This window comes from Geodermatophilus obscurus DSM 43160, from assembly GCF_000025345.1.
Classification (GTDB): Bacteria; Actinomycetota; Actinomycetes; order Mycobacteriales; family Geodermatophilaceae; genus Geodermatophilus; species Geodermatophilus obscurus.
On record NC_013757.1, the window covers coordinates 4,465,887 to 4,486,155 of the forward strand.

Consider the following 20,269-nt stretch of genomic DNA (forward strand, 5'->3'; position numbering starts at 1 on the left):
GCGCGGACGCGCGAGGGGAACGGCGCAGCAGGGGCCGCACGTGCCCGGGGTGTCGGCCGGCGGGCCGACGCCGTCAGGGGTACGGCCAGGCGTTCTTGGCGCAGCCCTCGAGCCCGAGGGTCTGCTGCTGCATGACCGGTGCCGGCCGGCCGGGTCCGGGGCACTCCTGGTGCCCGTTGCCGAGCGCGTGGCCGACCTCGTGGTTCACCACGTAGTGCCGGTAGGTGGGGATGTCGCCCTCGTAGTCCGGAACGGCGGTCGCCCAGCGGGCCAGGTTGATGACGGCCCGGTCGCCGTACCGGCAGGAGGTGTACCCGCCGGTGCCGACGCCGGGGCAGTACCGCTCCATGTTGCCGGGGCTGATCAGCGTCACCTTGAACGCGTAGTCGCCGGCCGCGGCCTCCTCCTGGCCGACCCGCTGGAACGACATCCGCCCGCCGTTGCCCCACGACCGCGGGTCTCCCAGCGTCTCCTCGACCGCTGCGGCGAACGACGGCCCGTCTACCTCGATGCCGTCCTCGACCTCGACGACGAAGCGCTGCAGCGGCCCGGTCCCCTGGACCTGCGAGGTGCCGGGGACGACGGTCACGCTCCCGGCGCCCTGCTGGACGAAGCCGGGGGCGCCCACGGCGGTCTCGGGCGCCTCGGCCGGTGCGGCGTCGATCTCGGCCGGCGCCGTGGGCGTCGCCGAGGGCTCGGCGACCGCCTCGGCTGTGCGGGGGGCCTCGGCCGAGGGCGTCGGCGCAGCGGTGGCCGACCCGCTCGTGCCGGCGCCGCCGGACGCGAGGTCCACGAGGGTGACCACGGTCGCCAGGGCGAGCAGCGGGATGGCGTAGGCGCGCCAGCCCCACCGGGTCACGAACCGGCGGAACCGGCCGCCTCCGCCACCGGTGGCCCCCGACCGGGTGCGGCCCGTGACGACGACGCGGGTCCCCCCGGTGCGGGGCTCGGCGGGGACCCGCCCGGGCGTGCGGTCGGTGGCGACGACACGGCGGACCCGGGGGTGCTCGGCGCGGCTGGGGGACTCCGACCGGGTCACCACCGGGTTGGTGTCGGCGAACCTCGGGGGCTGCTGCGGCTCGGCGCGGCGGGCGGCGGGCGGGGGCACGCGCGGGAGGCCGCGGACCGGCTCCTCGGCGCGGGCGGGACGACCGGGCGGGCCGGCGTCCGGCGCAGGCCGCGTGCGCCCGTTCGGCCCGCGGCCTGGGAAGGCGTCCGCGGGACTCACCTCGTCAGACTCTCACGGCCTCCCGGCTCCGGTGGAGACCGCGCGGTGACGGCGTGTGGCCGGGCGCCGACGCGCCGCAGGTCAGGAGGCGCGCGCCTGGTCGTGCACGGCCGCCGCCGCGGCGTCCTCGGCCAGTGCCAGCACCGCCCGCGCCGCCGGCTCGGGGGCCTCCAGCATGGCGACGTGCCCGACGCCCCCCAGGACCTGCAGGCGCGCGTCCGGGACGGCGGCGGCCAGCCGCGGTGCGAGGGCGGGGTCGACCAGTCGGTCGCGGTCTCCCCAGACCACCAGCGTCGGCGGGCGCAGCGACCGGGCCAGCCGCCAGGCGTTGCCCGGGCCCACGCGCAGGTAGGAGGTGATCAGGCCGCGCATGCTGCGGGTCAGCGCCCGCGTCGCCCACGGCTGCCCGGCGCGCTCGCGCATCTCCACCAGCGCCTGGTCCAGCCGCGCCCTCGGCACCCGGCGCGGATCGCCGAAGCACACCTGCACCATCCCGCGGACCTGCTGCTCGGGCGTCACGCCGGACAACCGGCGCTCGGCCAGTGCCGGGATCCCGGGCAGCAGGAGCAGCAGCAGCGTGCGGTTGAAGGCGCCCGGCACGCGGTAGACCGGCATCGCCGGCGACACGAGGGTCAGGGTGGCGACCAGGTCCGGGCGGCTGGCCGCGACGAACAGCGCGACCAGGCCGCCGAGCGAGTTGCCCAGCAGGTGCACCGGCCGGCCGGCGGCCTCCCCGGGCTCGGCGACGATCTGCTCCAGGACGTCGACGACCGCCGCCACGTGCCCGCGGACCGAGTAGGAGCTGCGCGCCGGCGGTCGCGAGCGGCCGAAGCCGGGGAGGTCCAGCGCCCAGCCGTCGAAGCGGACGGCGAGCAGCGCGGCGAGGTCGGTCCAGTTGGTCGAGGCGCCGCCGAGCCCGTGCACGTAGAGCGCCCGCTCCCGCGGCGCACCCGCGGCCGCGCCGTCCACCGGGCCGGTCCACGGCGTCCGCCGGACGAACACCTCTCCCCCGCGGACGGCGACCTGCTCCCCCGGCCACGGCGGCGGGATGCGGTCGGTGCTCGGCAGCCGGACCGTCGACAGGCGGGCCGGCCGGCTGAGGTGTCCGTCCGCGGCGCTGGCGTCGGGACCGTCGGGCACCCGGCAGACGCTAGGTCAGCGCGGACGGCGGCGCGCGAGCGGGTGACCGGTCGGTAACATCCCCCCGCCATGCACGTATCCCGGTCAGCGCCCGCGCCCGTCCGCCGCTCGTCCCGTCTGCCGCGGGGCGCCCGCCGCGCGCAGCTGCTGCAGGCCGCGCAGGAGGTGTTCGTCGCCCAGGGCTACCACGCCGCGGCGATGGACGAGATCGCCGACCGGGCCGGGGTCAGCAAGCCCGTGCTGTACCAGCACTTCCCGGGCAAGCGGGAGCTCTACCTGGCGCTGCTCGAGCAGCAGGTCACCTCGCTCACCGACCGGGTGCGCGAGGCGATGGAGGGCACCGACGACAACCGCACCCGCGTCAACGGGGCCGTCGGCGCCTACTTCGACTTCATCAACGCCGACGGCGCCGCGTTCCGGCTGGTCTTCGAGTCCGACCTGAACAACGACGAGGACGTCCGCGAGCTGGCCGACCGCGGCCACCGGGCCTGCGTGGAGGCCATCGGCGAGGTCATCGCCGCCGACACCGGCCTGGACCGGGAGCGGGCGCTGCTGCTCGCCTCGGGCCTGACCGGGCTGTCCGAGACGAGCGCCCGCTGGTGGCTGCCCCGCAAGGGCACCGTGTCCCGCGACGAGGCGGTGTCGCTGCTGACCGCGCTGGCCTGGCGCGGCATCTCCGGCTTCCCGCGGGTCGAGGGCGGCGAGGGCACGGCGCGCTGAGGGAGGACCCCGCCGCCTCCCGGCCGGCCTGCAGGGTCCCGCCGCGAGCCTGCAGGGCGGGGCAGGGCGGTCCTCCTCCCTGCGGCGGGGCCACGTTCGCTGACGGCGCACCAGCACCGCAGGTCGGCGGATCGCCTGCTGCACTAGCGTGGGGAACAGCCCGCAACTCGAGGAGGCATCCCCCGTGGAAGTCAAGATCGGTGTCCAACACTCCCCCCGGGAGTTGGTCATCGACAGCCCCAAGACCCCCGACGAGATCGCTGCCGAGGTGGCGAAGGCCATGTCCGGCGCGACCAAGGACGGCCTGCTGACGCTGGTCGACGACCGTGGTCGCCGGGTGCTCGTCCCCGTCGACCGCATCGCCTACGTGGAGATCGCGCAGGCCGACCAGCGGCGCGTGGGCTTCATCGCGGGCGCCTGAGGGCCATCCGCACGTCCCGACGGGGCGTCTCCGCAGCAGCGGGGGCGCCCCGTCGTCGTGCTCGGGGGTGAAACGGCACCGGACACACCGGCCCGAGACGGACCCGGGCCACCACCTCAGGGGTTCAGGCCGAGGGTCTTCATCCGCTCGGTGTGCGCGCTGGTGATCCGCTCGACCAGCCGCCCGATGCCGCTCAGGTCGCCGGTGCCCTCGAGGATCAGCGCGGCGAGCTGGTCGCGTTCGGCGATCACGGCCTGCGCCTGCCGCATGGCCTCGCCCACCAGTCGCCGTCCCCACAGGGCCAGCCGGCCGGAGAGCGTGCGGTCGGTCGCGATCGCCGCCCGCACCTCGCGGACGGCGAAGTCGGCGTGCCCGGTGTCGGCGAGGACGTCGAGGATCAACCCCCGGTCCGGTTCGGGCAGGAAGCCGGCGATCTCCCGGTAGAACTCCGAGGCCAGGCCGTCCCCGACGTAGGCCTTGACCAGCCCCTCCAGCCAGGTGCGCGGCCGGGTGGTCTCGTGGAAGGCGTCCAGCGCGGGGACGAACGGGCGCATCGCCGCGGTCGGCTCGGCGCCGAGCTCGGTGAGGCGCGCGGTCAGCCGGCAGTGGTGGTCGATCTCCGCGGCCGCCATCCGCGCCAGCGCGGCCCGGCCGTCCAGGGTGGGCGCGAGCCGCGCGTCCTCGGCCAGCCGGTCGAAGGCGGTCAGCTCGGCGTAGGACAGCACGCCCAGCAGGTCGACGACGGCTTGCTGGTCGACCGCGTCCACTGGCAGCTCCCGGGGTCGGTGGGACGTTGGCGCCTGCCCCGGACGGGGTGGCTCGGCGCCCCGGACCGCGCGGCGGAGGGAGGCTAACCGGTGCGCACGCTAGACTGGGAATCGGCGAGCCCTCGGGCTCGCTGTGTATCTGTGCGCTGACGACCGCTGGAGACGGTGCCCCGCGGGGTCTCCTCCCGGGTCGACACCGAGGTGTGGCCCGGTTTCTGCTGGCCGCGTCGGCGCTGGAACCGATCCCGCGACACCCGACCGGGACTGGTGCGACAGCGGCGCGATCGCGCCCCGGAGCCGGTCCCCCAGCAGACCAGAGGCGAGAGCACTGACCTCCACCGAGAACACCCCTACCACCCCCGAGCTCGAGCACGCCGAGACCGGCGCCCCCGCGCCCCAGCAGCTCGAGCAGATCGTCGAGGAGCTCGGCGGCGCCCCTGTCGCCGAGGACGCGCCGCTGTTCAGCGACTTCGACGTCCACCCCGACGTCGTCGCGGCGCTGGCCGAGGCCGGCATCACCCGGACCTTCGCCATCCAGGAGCTCACCCTCCCGCTCGCGCTGGCCGGCAACGACCTCATCGGCCAGGCCCGCACCGGCACCGGCAAGACCCTCGGCTTCGGCGTCCCGATGCTGCAGCGCGTCGTCCCGCCGGCCGAGGGTGGCGACGGCGTCCCGCAGGCGCTGGTCGTCGTCCCCACCCGTGAGCTGTGCGTGCAGGTCTCCCGCGACCTGGCCACCGCCGGCAGCAAGCGCGGCATCCGAGTGCAGGCCATCTACGGCGGCCGCGCCTTCGAGCCGCAGGTCGCCGCGTTGCAGGCCGGCGTCGAGATCGTCGTCGGCACCCCGGGCCGGCTGCTCGACCTGGCCCAGCGGGGCGACCTGATCCTGGGCAAGGTCAAGGTGCTGGTCCTCGACGAGGCCGACGAGATGCTCGACCTGGGCTTCCTGCCCGACATCGAGCGGATCCTGGCCATGGTCCCGGACAAGCGGCAGACCATGCTGTTCTCCGCGACGATGCCCGGCCCGATCGTGACCCTGTCGCGGTCGTTCATGACCCAGCCGACGCACATCCGCGCCCACGGCAACGACGAGGGCTCGACCGTCCCGCAGACGACCCAGTTCATCTACCGGGCGCACAACCTGGACAAGCCCGAGCTGCTCTCCCGCGTCCTCCAGGCACGCGACCGGAGCCTGGTCATGGTCTTCTGCCGCACCAAGCGCACCGCGCAGAAGGTCGCCGACGAGCTGGTCGAGCGCGGGTTCGCCGCCGCCGCCGTGCACGGCGACCTCGGCCAGGGTGCGCGCGAGCAGGCGCTGCGCGCGTTCCGCAGCGGCAAGGTCGACGTCCTGGTGGCCACCGACGTCGCCGCCCGCGGCATCGACGTCACCGGCGTCAGCCACGTCGTGAACTACCAGTGCCCCGAGGACGAGAAGACCTACCTGCACCGGATCGGCCGCACCGGCCGGGCCGGCAGCGAGGGCGTCGCCGTCACGCTGGTCGACTGGGACGACATCCCCCGGTGGCAGCTGATCAACAAGGCGCTGGAGCTGGACTTCACCGACCCGCCGGAGACCTACTCCACGTCGCCGTGGGTGTACTCCGACCTGGACGTGCCCGAGGGCGCGACCGGCCGGCTGCCCCGCTCGCAGCGCACCCGCGAGGGGCTGGACGCCGAGACCGTCGAGGACCTCGGCGAGACCGGCAAGCGCACCCGCTCCGGCGGCGGCCCCGGCGCGAGTCGTGGCCCGGGCCGTGAGGACGACGAGAAGCCGGAGGGCGCCCGCAAGAGCCGTCCGCGCCGGCGCACCCGGGGCAGCGGTGCCGCCGCGGCCGGCGCCGCGGCCGCGGACGCCCCCGCGGAGGTGCCGGCCGGCGAGGCCACCGCGACCGGTGAGTCCCCGGCCCGCAAGCGCCGCCGGCGTCGTCGCGGCGGGTCCGGCCGGGGTTCGGCCGAGCCCGCCGCCTGATGCAGGACCCGCCTTCCCCCCACTCCTCGCTCCGCTCGGGGCGGGGCCCTGAAGGCGGGCCGTGCCAGCACGTCACCACGCTCGCGGCGGGATCCTGCAAGGGGGCCGCCGTGCCCCCCTGCAGGGAGCCGGCCAGCCGCTGATGCGTCCGCCGGTGCGGGTGTGGGCGTGGACGGCGGCCGTCCTCGCGCTGGTCGTCGCCTGGGCCCTGCTGTGGCGGGGCTCGGACGCGGCCGCCACCGACAGCACCACCGCAGCACCGGCCGACGTCCCCACCGGGACGCCGGCCGGTGCCGTCTCCGCCGCCTGGTCCGCCCCGACGACGCCGACCGGCGGCGCGGCCCGCGCGACCGTGGACGGCGGCCGCGTGGTCGTCGGCGACGAGCACGGGGTGCGCGCGCTCGGGGTCGACAGCGGCGAGGAGGCCTGGCGCTACACCCGCGCCAACGCCCGGCTCTGCGACTGGACAGTCGTCGGCGGCCGCGTCGTCGCCGTCTTCGGCACCGAGGACCGCTGCGACGAGGCGGTCGCGCTCGCCGTCGACACCGGCGTGCGGGCCTGGACCCGCAACCTCGACCTGCGCCCCGACGCGGTGCTCTCCAGCACCGAGGGCATCGTGCTGGCGACCAGCCCGACCGGCGTGCTCACCCTCGACCCGGTCGGCGACAGCATCCGCTGGCGGGCCGCTCCGGACGAGGGCTGCACGTTCGCGGACGGCGACGTCGGCGACGCGGGCGTCGCCGTCCTGCAGACCTGCGGCGGGTCTGTGCAGGTGCGCCTGCTCGACGGCTACGACGGCACCCCGCTGTGGACCCGGGACGTGGCCGGGGGGACGACGCTGGCTGCCGAGCAGGCGCTCGTGGTCGCCGGGGACGACGGCGTGCAGCTGCTCGCCGGTGCCGACGGCGCCCCGCTCGGTCCGCCCGTCGCGGAGGCCGCGGACGAGGTGCTCGCGACCGGCGTCGGCACCAGCGCGCTCGTGTGGGCCGACGGCACGCTGACCGTCGTCGACCAGGGCACCGGCGCGGTCTCCTGGCGCACCCCGGCCACCGGCCTGCCCGCCGGCACCGTCGACGGTGCGCTGCTCGCCGCGGGGACGTCGGTCCCGGTGCCCGAGGGCGACGCCGTCGTCCTCCGCGACCTCGCCACCGGCGACGAGCTGCAGCGCGTCGGCACCCCCGGACTGGACGCCGGTGGGCTGGTCACCGTGACCGGCCCGGTCGTCGTCCACCAGCTGCCCGACCGCGTCACCGCTCATCGCTGAGAGAGGACCCCGTCCTCCTCACCGGAGAAGGGCCCGTCCTCCCCACCTCTCGCACGCTCGGGGCGGGACCTGGGACGGGGCCAGCGCGAGCCTCTGGACGAGGCCGTGGCGGGTCGACTGCAGGAGTGCCGTCGCCCATGTTCACTGGTGGGCATGGTGATGCCCGGCGGCCCGGACGACAGCGCTCCCGTCTCCATCGCGCCCGACGACCTCCGCCAGCTGGCCGAGCACGATGCGCGGCACCGCGCGTTCGAGGGCGGCGCGGGTCCGCTGGCGGCGCTGGACACCGGGGGGAGCGGGGAGCGCGGCACCGTCCTGCTGGTCGCGGGCTTCACCGGCAGCAAGGAGGACTTCGCGCCGCTGCTGCGCCCGCTGTGCGCCGCCGGGTACCGCGTCGTCGCCCTCGACCAGCGGGGGCAGTTCGAGTCCCCGGGGCCCGACGACCCGGCGCGCTACTCGGTCGCCGAGCTGGCCGGCGACCTCGTCGCCGTCGCGCGGCAGCTGCGTGCCGAGGGCCCGGCCACCCTGCACCTGGTCGGGCACTCCTTCGGCGGCCTGGTCAGCCGGGCCGCCGTCCTGGCCGAGCCGGCGGCGTTCACCACGCTCACCCTGCTCGGCTCCGGCCCCTCCCGGCTGGGAGGCACCCGGGCGCAGCTGCTGGAGCACCTCGCCCCACTGCTGGACGAGGGCGGCGTGCCCCTGGTGCACGAGACGCTCGAGCAGCTGGCGATGACCGACCCCAGGGCCCAGCTGGTGCCGGAGCCGACCCGTGAGTTCCTGGCCCGGCGGTTCCTCGCCAACAGCGCCGCGGGCCTGCGCGGCATGGCCGACGCGATGACCAGCGAGCCCGACCGGGTCGCGGAGCTCGCCGCGACCGGCGTCCCGGTGCTGGTGGCGCACGGCGCCGCGGACGACGCGTGGACGCCGGCCGTGCAGGAGGACATGGCGCGCCGGCTCGGCGCCCGGCACGAGGTCATCGCCGGCGCGATCCACTCCCCCGCCATCGAGAACCCGTCCCGCACGTGTGCGGTCCTGCTCGACTTCTGGGCCTCCGTGCCGGCTCCGGCAGACGCGGCCGGGGCGCTCCGGTGAACCGGCTGCCGTCGGTCGACGACTTCACGGCTGAGGAGGACCTGCTCGGCTTCTTCGGTCCCGACAGCATCAGCTGGCGGATCCACGCCGACCCGGCGTTCTCCGTCGGCGGCATCCGGGCGCTGTTGCTGCAGGCCCTGCACCCGGTCGCCATGGACGGCGTCGCCCGCTTCTCCACCGCGTTCAGCGAGGACCCGTGGGCGCGGCTGACCCGCACCGCGGAGTACGTCGCCACCCTGACCTTCGGCACCCGCCGCGACGTGCTGCGGTCGGTGCGCCGGGTGCGCGGCATGCACCGGCGCAAGTCGGCGGTCGAGGAGACCACCGGCCGCAGCTACGCCGTCGACGACGCCGACCTGCTGCTGTGGGTGCACTGCTGCGAGGTCGACTCGCTGCTGTCGGTCGCCCGGCGGGCCGGGGTGCCGCTGACCGACGCCGAGGCCGACCGGTACGTCGCCGAGCAGGTGATCGCCGCGGTGCTCATCGGCTGCGAGCCCGGCGACGTGCCGGCGAGCGTGGCGGAGCTGGACGCCTATCTGCAGCGCACCCGCCCGCAGCTGGGGGTGACCCCGGCGGCGCGCGACGCCTCCCGCTTTGTCCTGCTGCCGCCGATGCCCGGCTGGGTGCAGCTGCTGACCCCGGCACGGCCCGCGTGGAGCACGCTGGCGGCCCTGGGGGCCGCCACGCTGCCCCGGTGGGCGCGCCGGCTCTACGGGCTGCCGGGCTACGGCCTGACCGACACCGCGGCGACCGCCGCCGTGCGCGCGTTCCGCCGGGCTGCGCTGGCGGTGCCGTCGCAGGTGCGGGAGTCGCCGATCGTGCGGTCGGCCCGGGAGCGCGTGGCGTCCGCCGAGCCGCTCACGGCCTGAAAGAGGACCCCGCTGCCCCCACCGTAGAAGGACCCCGTCCTCCCCACCCCTCGCCCGCTCGGGGCGGGACCCGGGACGGGGCCAGCGGCGGGACCCTGCAGCGGGGCCGAACGCGGGTCAGGTCGGAGGCGCCTGCACGACCTCCTCCTCGGCGAGGAAGCTCCACGTCTCCCGCGGCGGGGTGGCCGCCTGACCGACCGCGCAGCTGGGCCGGAAGTCGCACCAGCCGCACTGCCGGCCGGGAGCCGCGGGGAAGGCGACGTCCGGGTCCTCCCCGCCGTCGACGGCCGCGGTGGCCGCAGCGATGTCGGCGGCGACGTCCTCGGCCCGCCGGACGTGGTTGGCCAGCGACCGGTCGGTGTGCTCGAAGGCGGCCACCGTGCCGGTGGGCAGGTGGTGCAGCTCGACCCGGCTGCACGGCCGGCGCAGGGTGCGGCGCACCCCCAGCACGTAGGCGGCCAGCGCGGGTGAGCCGCGGGCCTCGTCATCGGTGCAGACCGAGCGGCCGGTCTTGTAGTCGACGACCACCAGCTCGTCGCCGCGCTGGTCGATCCGGTCGACCCGGCCGGACAACGCCAGCCGCTCGGTGGTGGCGGCGACCTGGCGCTCGGTGCCGACCGGCTCGTCGGCGGGGTCGAGGCCGGTCACGTAGTCGGTGAGCCAGCCCGCCGCCCGGGCGCGCCACCGCTCGGACTGCTCCGCGTCGCGGAAGCCGGCCGTCGACCAGACGCCGTAGAGCAGCTGGCGCGCCGAGCCCGCGGTGCGTCCAGCCAGCGGCAGCTCCCAGAACGAGCGCAGCGCGGCGTGCACCGCCGAGCCCACGCTGTTGTGCGCCCAGGCCGGGCCCCTCGCCGGGGTGGGCCGGTCGACGTAGGCGTGCCGGTAGCGGCGCGGGCAGTCGCTGAAGGCGGCCAGCTTGCTCGGCGTGGCCGGGAACAGCCGCCGCGGCATGCCCGGCATCTCCAGCTGCGCGCCTCCCATGTCACCCATGCTGACCGGAGGCGCCGGTGCTCCCGCCGAACGGCGCGGCGCCGGTGCCCGCCGCCAGCAGCGCGTCGAACTGGTCCGGCGCGGTGGTGCAGGCGCCGATCGGCGTCGTCTTGTTGCTGCCGTGGTAGTCGCTCGAGCCGGTGACCAGCAGCCCCAGCTCGCCGGCCAGGCCGCGCAGGTGGGCGCGCTCGTCCGGGTCGTGGTCGGGGTGGTCGACCTCCAGGCCGAGCAGCCCCGCCTCGGCCATCGTCGCGATCGCCTCGTCCCCGACCACCCGGCCGCGCCGCGTCGCCAGGCCGTGGGCGAACACCGGCACCCCGCCGGCCGCGCGCACCAGCGCGATGCCGCCGAGCACGTCGGTGTCGGCCTTGGCGACGTAGAAGGGGCTGCGGTGGTGCAGCAGCGTGGCGAAGGCGTGGTCGACCGACTCGACGACGCCGGCCTCGACCAGGGCCCGCGCCACGTGCGGGCGGCCCACCACCCCGCCGCCGGCGCGCTCGACGACGTCGCTCCAGGCGACCGGGTGGCCGGCGTCGGCGAGGGCGCTCACGATCCGCTCGCCGCGGCCGAGCCGCTCGTCGCGCAACCGGGCCCGCTCCGTCGCCAGCGCCGAGTGCCCGGGGTCGAAGAGGTAGGCCAGCAGGTGCACGCTGATCGGCGGTGACCCCGCGGGGAACCAGCGGCAGGACAGCTCCATGCCCGGGACGACGGTCAGCCCGTCGGGGCGGGCCCGCTCCGCCTCGGCCCACCCTGCGGTGGTGTCGTGGTCGGTGAGCGCGACGACGTCCAGGCCGGCGGCTCGGGCCGCGGCGAGCAGCTCGGTGGGGCTGTCGGTGCCGTCGGACACCGACGAGTGGGTGTGCAGGTCGATCCGCATCAGCGCCCAGCCTGCCGCATCCGCTGGCCGGCCACCTTCGCGGAGCCGCGACGCCGCGGGGGCAGCGGCGGGATCGGCTGGGTGTCCCGCCGTCCGTCGGGAGAGGTCTGCGCTGCGGGTCGGTCCGGCGACGGGGGCGGGGATCGGCGGGGTTGCCGCGGCGACGGTTCGGCCTCGCCCTCGTCGTCCCCCTTGTCGGCGCCGTTGCCTCCGAACAGCAGGTCGCTCACGTCCCGGTAGAGCACGCCGGCCCGCGGCAGGTAGGTGATCTCCGACAGCGCCTGCTGCTGGCCGGCCGACTCGAAGCGGAAGGTGCCGTAGCCGAGCAGCTGGCCGAACGGCGTCTCCTTGTACGTCAGGTCGGTGATCCGGCGCAGCGGCAGCAGGGCCACGGTGCGGACGATGATCCCGGTGGTCAGCAGCACCCGGCGGTTGGTGACGATGAAGTGCCGCATCCACCACTCGCCGGCCCGCAGCGCCAGGTACCCCAGCGCCCCGACCAGCACGATGAGACCGACGCTGGCGGTGACCCGGTTCTCCGGGTCGAGCACCATCAGCCAGAGGCCGGCGGCCAGGACCGGCAACGCCTTGGCCACCGGGACGACGAGCACCGCCCAGTGCCGGCGGGTGGCGACGACGGGCGGCTTCTCGTGCTCGAGCAGGTACTTCTCGGCGTCCTTGCTCCACCGCGGCCGGCGGCCGTCGGAGGGAGGTGTCGCCGGGCCGCCCACGCCGGCCTAGGCGAGCGACTCGAAGAACGAGGCCAGCGAGGACGCCGCGTCACCCAGGGCGTGGCCGGCGGTGCGGACGAAGTCGGCCGAGCTCTCGGGCGCCGAGATGACGTAGAAGACGACGAAGGCGAGTACCAGCCAGGTGAGGACCTTCTTCACCGTCACCTCCGCGGTTGTGTCAGGTGGGCGCGCGGACGGGGCCGTCCGCACGGCGAGCCCCATGGGTAACACACGCCCCAGGGCTCCCTCCCGGGACACGCCGCCGGGGATGCGGTCCGGTCCGGTCCGTCACGGTCCGGGCAGCAGGTGCTCGCTGGGCGGGCCGAGCGGCAGGTCGGGGTAGAGACGCTCGCGCAGGTCGAGCAGCGTCAGCCGCTCGGCGAGCAGCCACGCGGCCGACATCGGCCACATGACCAGCCACAACCAGACGCCGTAGGCCTCCCCCACGAAGGCGGCCCGGTCGTCGGAGGTCGGCACCGCCCACAGCGGCGCGCGCTGCCCGGCGGCCTCGACGTCGGCCGACGAGGGGCCGGAGATGACGTCGCCGGGGTCGAGACCGGGCAGCCCGGCGTACCCGCAGCCCACGCCCGTGCCCGGCTCCTCGGCCACGAGCACCAGCTCGGCCGAGCCGCCGAGCGGAGCGGGCCCGGCGCAGTCGACGACGATCGCCCGCGCGCCGGGCTCCCCGCCCCACGCGAGTCCGGTGACCGTCCAGCCCGACGGCATCGGGTCCGGTACCCACGCCGGGACCCGGGCGTCGGCGGTGACCGCGGCGATGGCGTCGTGCGCCACCAGGAGGGTGTGGTGCAGCGGCGTCACCGCCCCGTGCACGTGGCACCAGGCCTGGGCCGAGTTCCCGGGACGGACGACCACGCGCTGGCCGCAGCGGGGACAGACCGTGGTGGCAGTCATCGGGCATCACCGTCCTGTGACCTGACGGGTTCGTCAAGCGCTGACCCGGCGGGTCCGTGCGTACCGTTCGGGACGTGCCGCCTGCCGCCGACGCCCCCGTGCCGGTGGTCGCCTGCGTGGGTGCAGTGGTGTTCGACCCGCGCGGCCGGCTGCTGCTGGTCCAGCGGGGCAACGAGCCCTCCCGCGGGCTGTGGTCGGTGCCCGGTGGGCGGGTCGAGGCCGGCGAGTCGGTGGCCGCGGCGGTCGAGCGCGAGGTGCGCGAGGAGACCGGTCTCGCGGTGCGGGCCGGCGCCGAGGTGGGCCGGGTGCAGGTGCCCGGCCCCGGTGTCGTCTACGACGTCGTCGACCTGACCTGCACGCTGCTGGACCCCGCGGCCACGCCGGCCGCCGGGGACGACGCGGCCGCCGTCACCTTCGCCGATGCGGCAGACCTGGAGCGGCTGACCTGCACGCCGCGGCTGCTGGAGACCCTCCGTGGCTGGGGCGTGCTGCCGGCCTGACCGGATGCGGCAGCACGCCTCCGGTCAGCTGCGCGGCTTCGGCTCCGGGCGGCCGGGCTGCTCGCCGCCGCGGGCCTCGCCGTAGGAGCGCTTGGGCACCATGACCTTGCGCCGGAAGGTGCAGACCACCGTGCCGTCCTGCTTGTAGCCGATCGTCTCGACGTACACGACGCCGCGGTCGTCCTTCGACCTCGACTCGGTCTTGTCCAGCACCGTCGTCTCGCCGTAGACGGTGTCGCCGTGGAAGGTCGGCGCCACGTGCCGCAGCGACTCGATCTCCAGGTTGGCGATGGCCTTGCCCGACACGTCCGGGACGCTCATGCCGAGCAGCAGCGAGTAGACGTAGTTGCCGACGACGACGTTCCTGCCGAAGTCGGTGGTCTCCGCCGCGTAGTGGCTGTCCAGGTGCAGCGGGTGGTGGTTCATCGTGATCAGGCAGAACAGGTGGTCGTCGTACTCGGTGACGGTCTTGCCCGGCCAGTGCTTGTAGACCGCACCGACCTCGAACTCCTCGTAGTACCGACCGAACTGCACCTGCTGCCTCCCGATGTCGACGCTGACAGCGGGGCACCGGAGGGGTCGCAGGCGCGGGCCCACCACGTCCGGCGGGCCAGTTGCCCACCACGCGTCGGTGACCCACCTGGACGGCCGCCGATCCTACGATGCGCCCGTGGTACCGGCTCCCCCCGTTCCGGACACCGGGGAGACCGGTGTCCTGAGGCTCGCCCCCTCCGGCCGGCGGGTCCGGCTCGCCGCCACCGCCGTGGTGCTCGCGCTGCTGCTCGGCGGCACCCTGTGGGGCAACGACTCCGAGTTCCCGTTCGGCCCGTTCCGGATGTACTCGACGCGTGCCGACCCCGACCGGCCGGTGGTCTCCACCAGCGTGGTGGGCGTGACCGCCGACGGCGACGAGGTGCGGCTCTCCGGTGGCGAGGTGGGCCTGCGCCGGGCGGAGTTCGAGGGGCAACTGCCCCGCCTCGTCGAGGAGCCGCAACTGCTCGGGTTGCTGGCCGGGTCCTACGCCGCCGGCCACCCCGACGCCGAGCCGCTGGTGGCGGTGCGAGTGGTGCAGCGCCGCCACGCGCTCGACGACGGACGGCGCACCGGTGAGGTCACCGAGAGCGTGCTCGTCGACCACGCCGTGACGACCGGCCAGGAGGGGACCCCGTGAGCACGACTGCCTCCCCCGGGCCCGGCCCGACCGCCGCCGTGCCGTCGTCCGCGACCCGCCGGGCGGGGTGGGACTGGTGGTTCCGGCCCGTCCCGCTGGCGCGGGTCGCGGTGTTCCGCACCATCGCCCACCTGTTCGTGCCGGTCGACGTCTTCCTGACCACGGCGTGGGTGCGGGCGCACGCCGACGTCCCGACCGAGTGGTACGCGCCGCTGACCATCGGCCGGCTGCTGCCGCTGCCGACGCCCACCCCGGCGGTGGTGGTCGTCGTGCAGTGGGCCCTCGTCCTGGCCGCCCTGGCGGCGGCGACCGGCCGCGCCCCCCGCCTGCTCGGCACCGCGGTGTTCCTCCTCTACTTCGAGTGGATGGTTATCGCGATGAGCTACGGGAAGGTGGACCACGACCGGATCGCCTACCTCGTCGCGCTGGCGGTGCTGCCCACCATCGGGGGCGTGCGGTGGCGCGACAAGCGCTCCTCGGAGGCGGCCGGCTGGGCCATGGCGGCGGTCTTCGTCACCGTGATGCTCACCTACTTCCTGGCCGCCTGGGCCAAGATGCGCTTCGGCGGCTGGGACTGGGCCACCGGCTCGACGCTGGCCCGGGCGATCGTGCGGCGCGGGACCGTGCTGTCGGACTGGCTCCTCGAGACGCCCGGGCTGTTGGTGGGGGCCCAGTGGGCGATGCTGGCGCTGGAGTTGGCCGCACCGCTCATGCTGCTCGTCTGGTCGGCCCGCGCGCGCGTGGCGCTGGTGGTCTTCCTGCTCGGCTTCCACCTGGCCGTCTACGCCAGCGTGGCGATCATCTTCCTGCCGCACTGCGTGGCGATCCTGTCGATCCTGCCGTGGGAGCGGCTGCCCGAGGTCACCCGCCGGCTGCGGTTCCCCACCGGCGGCGGGCGCCCGGCCGAGGTGTCCCCGGCCAGGGCCGCGCCACCGGGCTGAGCCCGCACCCGGGACGGCGTCAGAGCAGGGCACCGATGCGGGCCGCCATGTCCGCCTCGTGCTGCTGGTAGGACGCCGCCACGCCGTCGAGGAGGCTGCCCATCCCGGTGAGCGCGTCGCTGACCCCGTGGGCGCTGAGCCGCCACTGCTCGTAGAGCTCGGTGAAGCGGGCCGCGGCCTGGCTGTCGGTCCAGCCCTCGAGCACCGAGGCGTCGACGGTGCTCGACAGGGCGGTGTGCCGGGCGGTGGTGTCGGCGGCCTCGGCGCGGCACTGGCCGGCCAGCGACTGCAGGGTGGCGATCTCGACCTTCACGTGTCCTCCTCGTGGTCCGGGTCCGTCCCGGTCGGGGCGGACGGTAGGGGTCCTCGCCCGGCATCCGGCCCCTGGCGTCCACAGCCCCGTCCGGCGTCCACAGATCCGCGCGCGGACCCGGTGGGCGGTCTGCGGCGAGCAGGGTCACGGCGTGCCCGCCCGCTCCCACGCCACCCGGTGCTGGACCCTCGTCGCGCCCACCGGCGCCTTCGACGTGGCGGTCTCGGCCCGGAACGACGACCGCCTGGGCGCCGTCCTGCCCCCGCTGGCCGCCGCCCTGCGCCTGCCGTCCGCGGAGCTCTGGTCCGGCAGCACCCGGCTGGGCGACGAGCTGCCGCTGAGCGAGCCGGCGCTGGCGCACGGGGCGCTGCTGGGGCTGGGCCGGCCCGGCCCGCGCCCGGACGCCGCCGCACGGTCGAGCGCGCTGGAACTGCACGTCGTGGGAGGCCCGGATGCCGGCACGACCCTGTCGCTGGAGCGGGGCCGGCACGTCGTCGGCCGCGGAGCCGAGGCCACCGCCCGGCTGACCGATCCCGACGTGTCGCGCCGGCACCTGATGGTGGAGGTCGGCGCCGGGGACCTCACCGTGCGCGACCTCGGGTCCAGCAACGGCAGCGAGCTTGGCGGCGTGCCGCTCGACGGGGAGCCGCGTCCCTGGCCGGCGGGCGCGCCGCTCCGGCTGGGGTCCAGCACGCTGCGGACCGCCGGGCCCGGGAGCGCCCGGGCCACCCTGCGGACGGGGGACGGCGGACGGCTGCGCCTGCAGCCGCGCCCGCGGCTGCACCCGCCGCGCGAGGACGTCGAGGTCGCCTTCCCGGCCGCGCCCACCCCCGCGCCACCCCGCCGGCTGGCGTGGGTCGCCGTGGCGCTGCCGGCGGTGGGAGGTGTGGTCCTGGCCTGGGTGCTGGACTCGCCGCACTTCCTCTTCTTCGCCCTGCTGAGCCCGGTGGTGGCGGTCGGTACCTGGTTGTCCGACCGGTGGTCGGGCCGGCGCAGCTCCCGACGTGCCCGCGCCACCCACGCAGCCGAGCTCGCCGCGGCGCGGGACCGGCTGGCGGCAGCGCTCCGCGCCGACGAGCGCTACGCGGCGGCCGCGCACCCGGACCTCGCCGCCCTCACCACCGCCGCGCGGCGGCGGTCGACCGACCTCTGGCAGCGCCGCCGAGGGGACGCCGACGCGCTCGCCGTGCGGATCGGAACCGGCCCCGGGGAGTCCCGCGTGGTGCGGTTGGAGTCCGACGGTCCCCCCCGGCGGGAGCCGTCGGACTCGCTGCCCGTCGTCGTCGCGCTGGGCGGCACCGGTGGGTTGGGGGTCGCCGGTCCGCGCGCCCCGGCGGTGGGCGTCCTCAGCGCCGTCCTCGGTCAGCTGGCAGCCCTGCACGCCCCCGGTGAGGTGGAGCTGGCGCTGCTCACCACACCGGACCGGCTGGCCGACTGGGCGTGGCTGCGGTGGCTCCCGCACCTCGCCGCCGAGGCGGTGCACGTCCACTCCGCTCCCCCGGCCGACGCGGCCGACGGGGACTCGCTGCGGTGGTTCACCGCCCTGCTGTCCCGGCGGACCGCGGCGGAGGACAGCGCACCCGGCTGGATCGTCGTGCTGGTCGACCGGCCGGTCGGCCCCCGCCTGCTCGCCGCCCTGCGCACGGCCCGTTCCGCCGGCGTCGTCCCCCTGGCCTGCGGGTCGTCGGTAGCCGACCTCCCCGGGCTGGGCGAGGCGGTGCTGCAGCTCGGTGGGGAGACCGGCGGGCAGGCGATCCTCCTCCGGTCCGGTGCGGGCCGGCGGCCGGTCACGGCGGTCGACCACCTGCCCCGCCGCGTGGCCGCGCAGCTGGCTCGCGACCTGGCCGCGCTGGCACCGGCCACCTCCGAGGCCGCCCTCCCCCGGCACGTCCGGCTGCTCGACCTGCGGGCCGCCGGGGCGGCCCCCGCACCTGCGGGCGCGCCGTCCGGCGGCTGGTCCCGCGCCCGGGACTCGCTCGTCGCGACGCTGGGCCGCACCGCGACCGGCGACCTGTCGGTCGACCTGTGCCGGCACGGACCGCACGTCCTGGTGGCCGGGACGACGGGCTCCGGCAAGTCCGAGCTGCTGCAGACCCTCATCGCCGGCCTGGCCCTGGCACACCCGCCGGACCGCTGCTCGTTCCTGCTCGTCGACTACAAGGGCGGCGCGGCGTTCGCCGAGGCGGCCGCGCTCCCGCACACCGTCGGCCTGCTGACCGACCTCGACGGCGCGGCCACCGCCCGTGCGCTCCGGTCGCTCACCGCCGAGCTCACCCGGCGCGAGGCCCTCCTCGCCGCCCACGGCGTGCCGGACCTGAGCGCCCTGCCCGACGCGGTGGAGCTGGCCCGGCTGGTGATCGTCGTCGACGAGTTCGCCGGGCTGGCCGAGGAGCTGCCCGCCTTCCTGTCCGGGCTCGTCGGGATCGCGCAGCGGGGTCGCTCGCTGGGCGTGCACCTGGTCCTGGCCACCCAGCGGCCCAGCGGGGTCGTCTCCCCCGAGATCCGGTCCAACTGCACGCTGCGCGTCTGCCTGCGGACGACCGACGAGGCGGAGTCCCGGGACGTCCTGGGCTCCGCACAGGCCGCCGTCCTGCCGGTCGACACCCCCGGCCGCGGCTACCTGAGGGCCGGCGGGGGCGCCGCCGTGCTCTTCCAGGCCGCGAGGGTCAGCGGCGGCTCCCTCGACGTCCGGGACGGTGGACCGCAGGTGGCTCCCTGGCGCTGGCCGGCCCCCCTGGCGCCCGCGGCGGAGGCGGGACCGGCCGGGCGGAGCGACCTCGCCGTGCTGACCGAGGCGCTGGTGCGCCGGGCCGGCGAGACGGGTCTGCCGCTGCCGCACCGGCCCTGGCGCCCCGCCCTCCCCGACCACCTGACCGCCGAGGACCTCGAGCACCGGGGTGGGCAGCTCGCCGCGGCGGACCGGTTGCGACTGGGGTTGCTGGACCGCCCGGACGTGCAGGCGCAGGAGCCGGTCGAGCTGGACCTGGCCCGCGCCGGCGGATGGCTCGCGGTCGGCGGGCCCCGCAGCGGGCGGACGACGTTCCTGCGGACCGCGCTGGCCGAAGCGGTCAGCGCACTGGCCCCTGACCGGCTGCACGTGCACGTGCTCGACCACGGCGGAGGCGGACTGGCCGCGGCGGTGGCCGGTCTGCCGCACACCGGCACCGCGGTCGGCCAGGACGACGCCCTGCGCACCGTGCGGCTGCTGGACCGGCTGGCGCAGGAGGTGGCCGCACGGCGCGCCGCCCCGTCGGGAGACCCGCCGCCGCACCTGCTGCTGCTCGTCGACGGCGCGGAGTCGGTCATGGCGCAGCTGGACGAGTTCGATCCGGGACGGGGATCGGCGGCGTTGCTGCGCGTGGTCCGGGACGGCGGAGCGGCCGGGCTGACGTGCCTGCTCACCGCCGACCGGGCGGTGCCGGGCGGCCGGCTGGCCAACGCCGTCGACACCCGGCTGGTGCTGCCGCTGGCCGACCGGGCCGACTACGCCGTCGCCGGTGTCCCGGCCGGCAACGTGCCCGGGCACCGGCCGCCGGGGCGCGCGCTGGTGGGCGAGGACGCCCGGGAGTGCCAGCTCGCGCTGCCCCGCCAGCTGCCCGGCACCTGGCCGGCCGCCGCCCCCGGACGGCGACGGCCGCTGTCGGTCCCCGAGCTGCCGGCCGCGCCCGTACTGCCGCTGCCGGAGTCGACCGACACGGGGCACCCGCTGCTGCTGCCGGTCGGTCCGGGCGGCGACGACGGCGGCGTGCTGACCATCGACCTGACACGCACCGGAGGCCTGCTCGTCGCCGGGCCGCCCGGCAGCGGCCGGACCACGGCGCTGGAGTCCTGCGCCCGCCACCTCGCCGCCGCGGGCGTCGCGGTCCTGCACGTGGTCCGGAGCACGCTGGACGCGGACGACGCGCCGGGGCGGTTGCGGCTGGACGCCACGGACGTCGCCGGCTGGCAGACGTGGCTCGCCGGGCTGCACGGCGACCCGGCCGCCGTGGTCGTCGACGACGCCGCGCTGCTCGCCGACTCCGCGGTGCTCGCTGCGCTGCCCGCGACGGAGTCCGTTCCGGACGTCGTCCTCGTCATGGCGGGGACGGCCGCCGAGCTGTCGGCCGCCTACCGGGGTCCGGTGCCCGCGCTGCGGCGGCGGCGCAGCGGCCTGCTGTTGTCCCCGGGTCCCGGGGACGCCGACCTGCTCGCCATCCGGCTCCCCCGCACGCCGGTCCCCGCGCGCCCCGGCTCGGGCTGGCTGGTGGTGTCGGGCACCGCGCAGCGGGTCCAGGTGGCCCGCCGCGACCCGCCGGCGGGGAGCCCGGTCGAGGCGCTCACGAGCAGCGGGATGTGCGGAGCGAGGCGGTGACCGCCCGCTCCGG

The 20,269-nt window shown here is 76.6% G+C and carries 20 protein-coding genes; 10 read left to right on the top strand and 10 right to left on the bottom strand.

What is annotated here, in order from left to right; translation table 11 throughout:
- Window positions 1–73 precede the first annotated feature (73 nt).
- Window positions 74–1,108, bottom strand: coding sequence for a DUF3152 domain-containing protein (locus GOBS_RS20770; protein ID WP_243697562.1), 1,035 nt, complete (start codon window positions 1,106–1,108; stop codon window positions 74–76).
- Between the two features lie 201 nt (window positions 1,109–1,309).
- A complete protein-coding gene (locus GOBS_RS20775) occupies window positions 1,310–2,368 on the bottom strand; it encodes an alpha/beta fold hydrolase (protein ID WP_012950237.1) in 1,059 nt (352 codons plus the stop codon).
- 69 nt (window positions 2,369–2,437) lie between these two features.
- Here GOBS_RS20775 and GOBS_RS20780 point away from each other — a divergent pair, with 69 nt between their 5' ends.
- Window positions 2,438–3,088, top strand: coding sequence for a TetR/AcrR family transcriptional regulator (locus tag GOBS_RS20780; RefSeq protein WP_012950238.1), 651 nt, complete (start codon window positions 2,438–2,440; stop codon window positions 3,086–3,088).
- A 184-nt stretch (window positions 3,089–3,272) separates the two neighbouring features.
- A complete protein-coding gene (locus tag GOBS_RS20785) occupies window positions 3,273–3,509 on the top strand; it encodes a DUF3107 domain-containing protein (RefSeq protein ID WP_012950239.1) in 237 nt (78 codons plus the stop codon).
- Between the two features lie 116 nt (window positions 3,510–3,625).
- On the opposite strand, the gene GOBS_RS20790 is transcribed toward GOBS_RS20785, so the two are convergent.
- Window positions 3,626–4,276 (bottom strand): ferritin-like fold-containing protein, encoded by a 651-nt coding sequence (locus GOBS_RS20790; protein ID WP_012950240.1) that lies wholly within the window; start codon window positions 4,274–4,276, stop codon window positions 3,626–3,628.
- Between the two features lie 133 nt (window positions 4,277–4,409).
- Between GOBS_RS20790 and GOBS_RS20795 the strand changes: the two genes are divergently transcribed.
- The 4 genes from GOBS_RS20795 (at window position 4,410) to GOBS_RS20810 (ending at window position 9,470) form a co-directional block, all read left to right on the top strand.
- Entirely contained in the window at window positions 4,410–6,245 is a 1,836-nt protein-coding gene (locus GOBS_RS20795; RefSeq protein WP_012950241.1) for a DEAD/DEAH box helicase, read from the top strand.
- A 142-nt stretch (window positions 6,246–6,387) separates the two neighbouring features.
- Window positions 6,388–7,509: an outer membrane protein assembly factor BamB family protein gene (locus GOBS_RS20800; protein WP_012950242.1), complete on the top strand. Its 1,122-nt coding sequence runs from the start codon at window positions 6,388–6,390 to the stop codon at window positions 7,507–7,509.
- Between the two features lie 153 nt (window positions 7,510–7,662).
- Complete coding sequence (locus tag GOBS_RS20805; RefSeq protein WP_041242575.1) at window positions 7,663–8,601, top strand: alpha/beta fold hydrolase; 939 nt, start codon at window positions 7,663–7,665, stop codon at window positions 8,599–8,601.
- Window positions 8,598–9,470: an oxygenase MpaB family protein gene (locus tag GOBS_RS20810; RefSeq protein WP_012950244.1), complete on the top strand. Its 873-nt coding sequence runs from the start codon at window positions 8,598–8,600 to the stop codon at window positions 9,468–9,470. The genes GOBS_RS20805 and GOBS_RS20810 overlap by 4 nt, the downstream gene beginning before the upstream one ends.
- Before the next feature lie 117 nt (window positions 9,471–9,587).
- On the opposite strand, the gene GOBS_RS20815 is transcribed toward GOBS_RS20810, so the two are convergent.
- From GOBS_RS20815 to GOBS_RS20830, 5 genes are all read right to left on the bottom strand, one after another.
- Entirely contained in the window at window positions 9,588–10,451 is an 864-nt protein-coding gene (locus tag GOBS_RS20815) for a RecB family exonuclease (RefSeq protein WP_012950245.1), read from the bottom strand.
- Between the two features lies 1 nt (window position 10,452).
- Complete coding sequence (locus tag GOBS_RS20820; RefSeq protein WP_012950246.1) at window positions 10,453–11,337, bottom strand: PHP domain-containing protein; 885 nt, start codon at window positions 11,335–11,337, stop codon at window positions 10,453–10,455.
- A complete protein-coding gene (locus GOBS_RS20825; RefSeq protein WP_012950247.1) occupies window positions 11,337–12,068 on the bottom strand; it encodes a PH domain-containing protein in 732 nt (243 codons plus the stop codon). The genes GOBS_RS20820 and GOBS_RS20825 overlap by 1 nt, the downstream gene beginning before the upstream one ends.
- A 6-nt stretch (window positions 12,069–12,074) precedes the next feature.
- Window positions 12,075–12,227: a hypothetical protein gene (locus GOBS_RS27770; protein WP_012950248.1), complete on the bottom strand. Its 153-nt coding sequence runs from the start codon at window positions 12,225–12,227 to the stop codon at window positions 12,075–12,077.
- A gap of 129 nt (window positions 12,228–12,356) precedes the next feature.
- A complete protein-coding gene (locus tag GOBS_RS20830) occupies window positions 12,357–12,980 on the bottom strand; it encodes a DUF6758 family protein (protein WP_012950249.1) in 624 nt (207 codons plus the stop codon).
- A gap of 74 nt (window positions 12,981–13,054) precedes the next feature.
- Between GOBS_RS20830 and GOBS_RS20835 the strand changes: the two genes are divergently transcribed.
- Window positions 13,055–13,480: an NUDIX domain-containing protein gene (locus GOBS_RS20835; protein ID WP_041241608.1), complete on the top strand. Its 426-nt coding sequence runs from the start codon at window positions 13,055–13,057 to the stop codon at window positions 13,478–13,480.
- 24 nt (window positions 13,481–13,504) lie between these two features.
- Here the strand turns inward: GOBS_RS20835 and GOBS_RS20840 are convergent, their stop codons facing one another.
- Window positions 13,505–14,014: a MaoC family dehydratase gene (locus GOBS_RS20840; RefSeq protein WP_012950251.1), complete on the bottom strand. Its 510-nt coding sequence runs from the start codon at window positions 14,012–14,014 to the stop codon at window positions 13,505–13,507.
- Window positions 14,015–14,150: 136 nt separating this feature from the next.
- Here GOBS_RS20840 and GOBS_RS20845 point away from each other — a divergent pair, with 136 nt between their 5' ends.
- Together GOBS_RS20845 and GOBS_RS20850 are read left to right on the top strand one after the other, a co-directional pair.
- Window positions 14,151–14,651: a hypothetical protein gene (locus GOBS_RS20845; protein ID WP_208104329.1), complete on the top strand. Its 501-nt coding sequence runs from the start codon at window positions 14,151–14,153 to the stop codon at window positions 14,649–14,651.
- Window positions 14,648–15,592: an HTTM domain-containing protein gene (locus GOBS_RS20850; RefSeq protein WP_012950253.1), complete on the top strand. Its 945-nt coding sequence runs from the start codon at window positions 14,648–14,650 to the stop codon at window positions 15,590–15,592. The genes GOBS_RS20845 and GOBS_RS20850 overlap by 4 nt, the downstream gene beginning before the upstream one ends.
- Window positions 15,593–15,611: 19 nt before the next feature.
- On the opposite strand, the gene GOBS_RS20855 is transcribed toward GOBS_RS20850, so the two are convergent.
- Entirely contained in the window at window positions 15,612–15,905 is a 294-nt protein-coding gene (locus tag GOBS_RS20855) for a WXG100 family type VII secretion target (RefSeq protein WP_012950254.1), read from the bottom strand.
- Window positions 15,906–16,056: 151 nt separating this feature from the next.
- On the opposite strand from GOBS_RS20855, the gene GOBS_RS25765 reads away from it, so the two are divergent.
- On the top strand, window positions 16,057–20,256 hold the full coding sequence (locus GOBS_RS25765; protein ID WP_012950255.1) for an FtsK/SpoIIIE domain-containing protein: 4,200 nt from the start codon (window positions 16,057–16,059) through the stop codon (window positions 20,254–20,256).
- The last annotated feature ends 13 nt before the right edge of the window (window positions 20,257–20,269 follow it).

What these genes read in the sequence shown, in the direction of transcription:
- GOBS_RS20805 (WP_041242575.1), top strand. Translation starts at nt 7,663, where the DNA reads ATGGTGATGCCCGGCGGCCCGGACGACAGCGCTCCCGTCTCCATCGCG.
- GOBS_RS20800 (WP_012950242.1), top strand. Translation starts at nt 6,388, where the DNA reads ATGCGTCCGCCGGTGCGGGTGTGGGCGTGGACGGCGGCCGTCCTCGCG.
- GOBS_RS20820 (WP_012950246.1), bottom strand. Translation starts at nt 11,337, where the DNA reads ATGCGGATCGACCTGCACACCCACTCGTCGGTGTCCGACGGCACCGAC.
- GOBS_RS20830 (WP_012950249.1), bottom strand. Translation starts at nt 12,980, where the DNA reads ATGACTGCCACCACGGTCTGTCCCCGCTGCGGCCAGCGCGTGGTCGTC.
- GOBS_RS20815 (WP_012950245.1), bottom strand. Translation starts at nt 10,451, where the DNA reads ATGGGAGGCGCGCAGCTGGAGATGCCGGGCATGCCGCGGCGGCTGTTC.
- GOBS_RS20780 (WP_012950238.1), top strand. Translation starts at nt 2,438, where the DNA reads ATGCACGTATCCCGGTCAGCGCCCGCGCCCGTCCGCCGCTCGTCCCGT.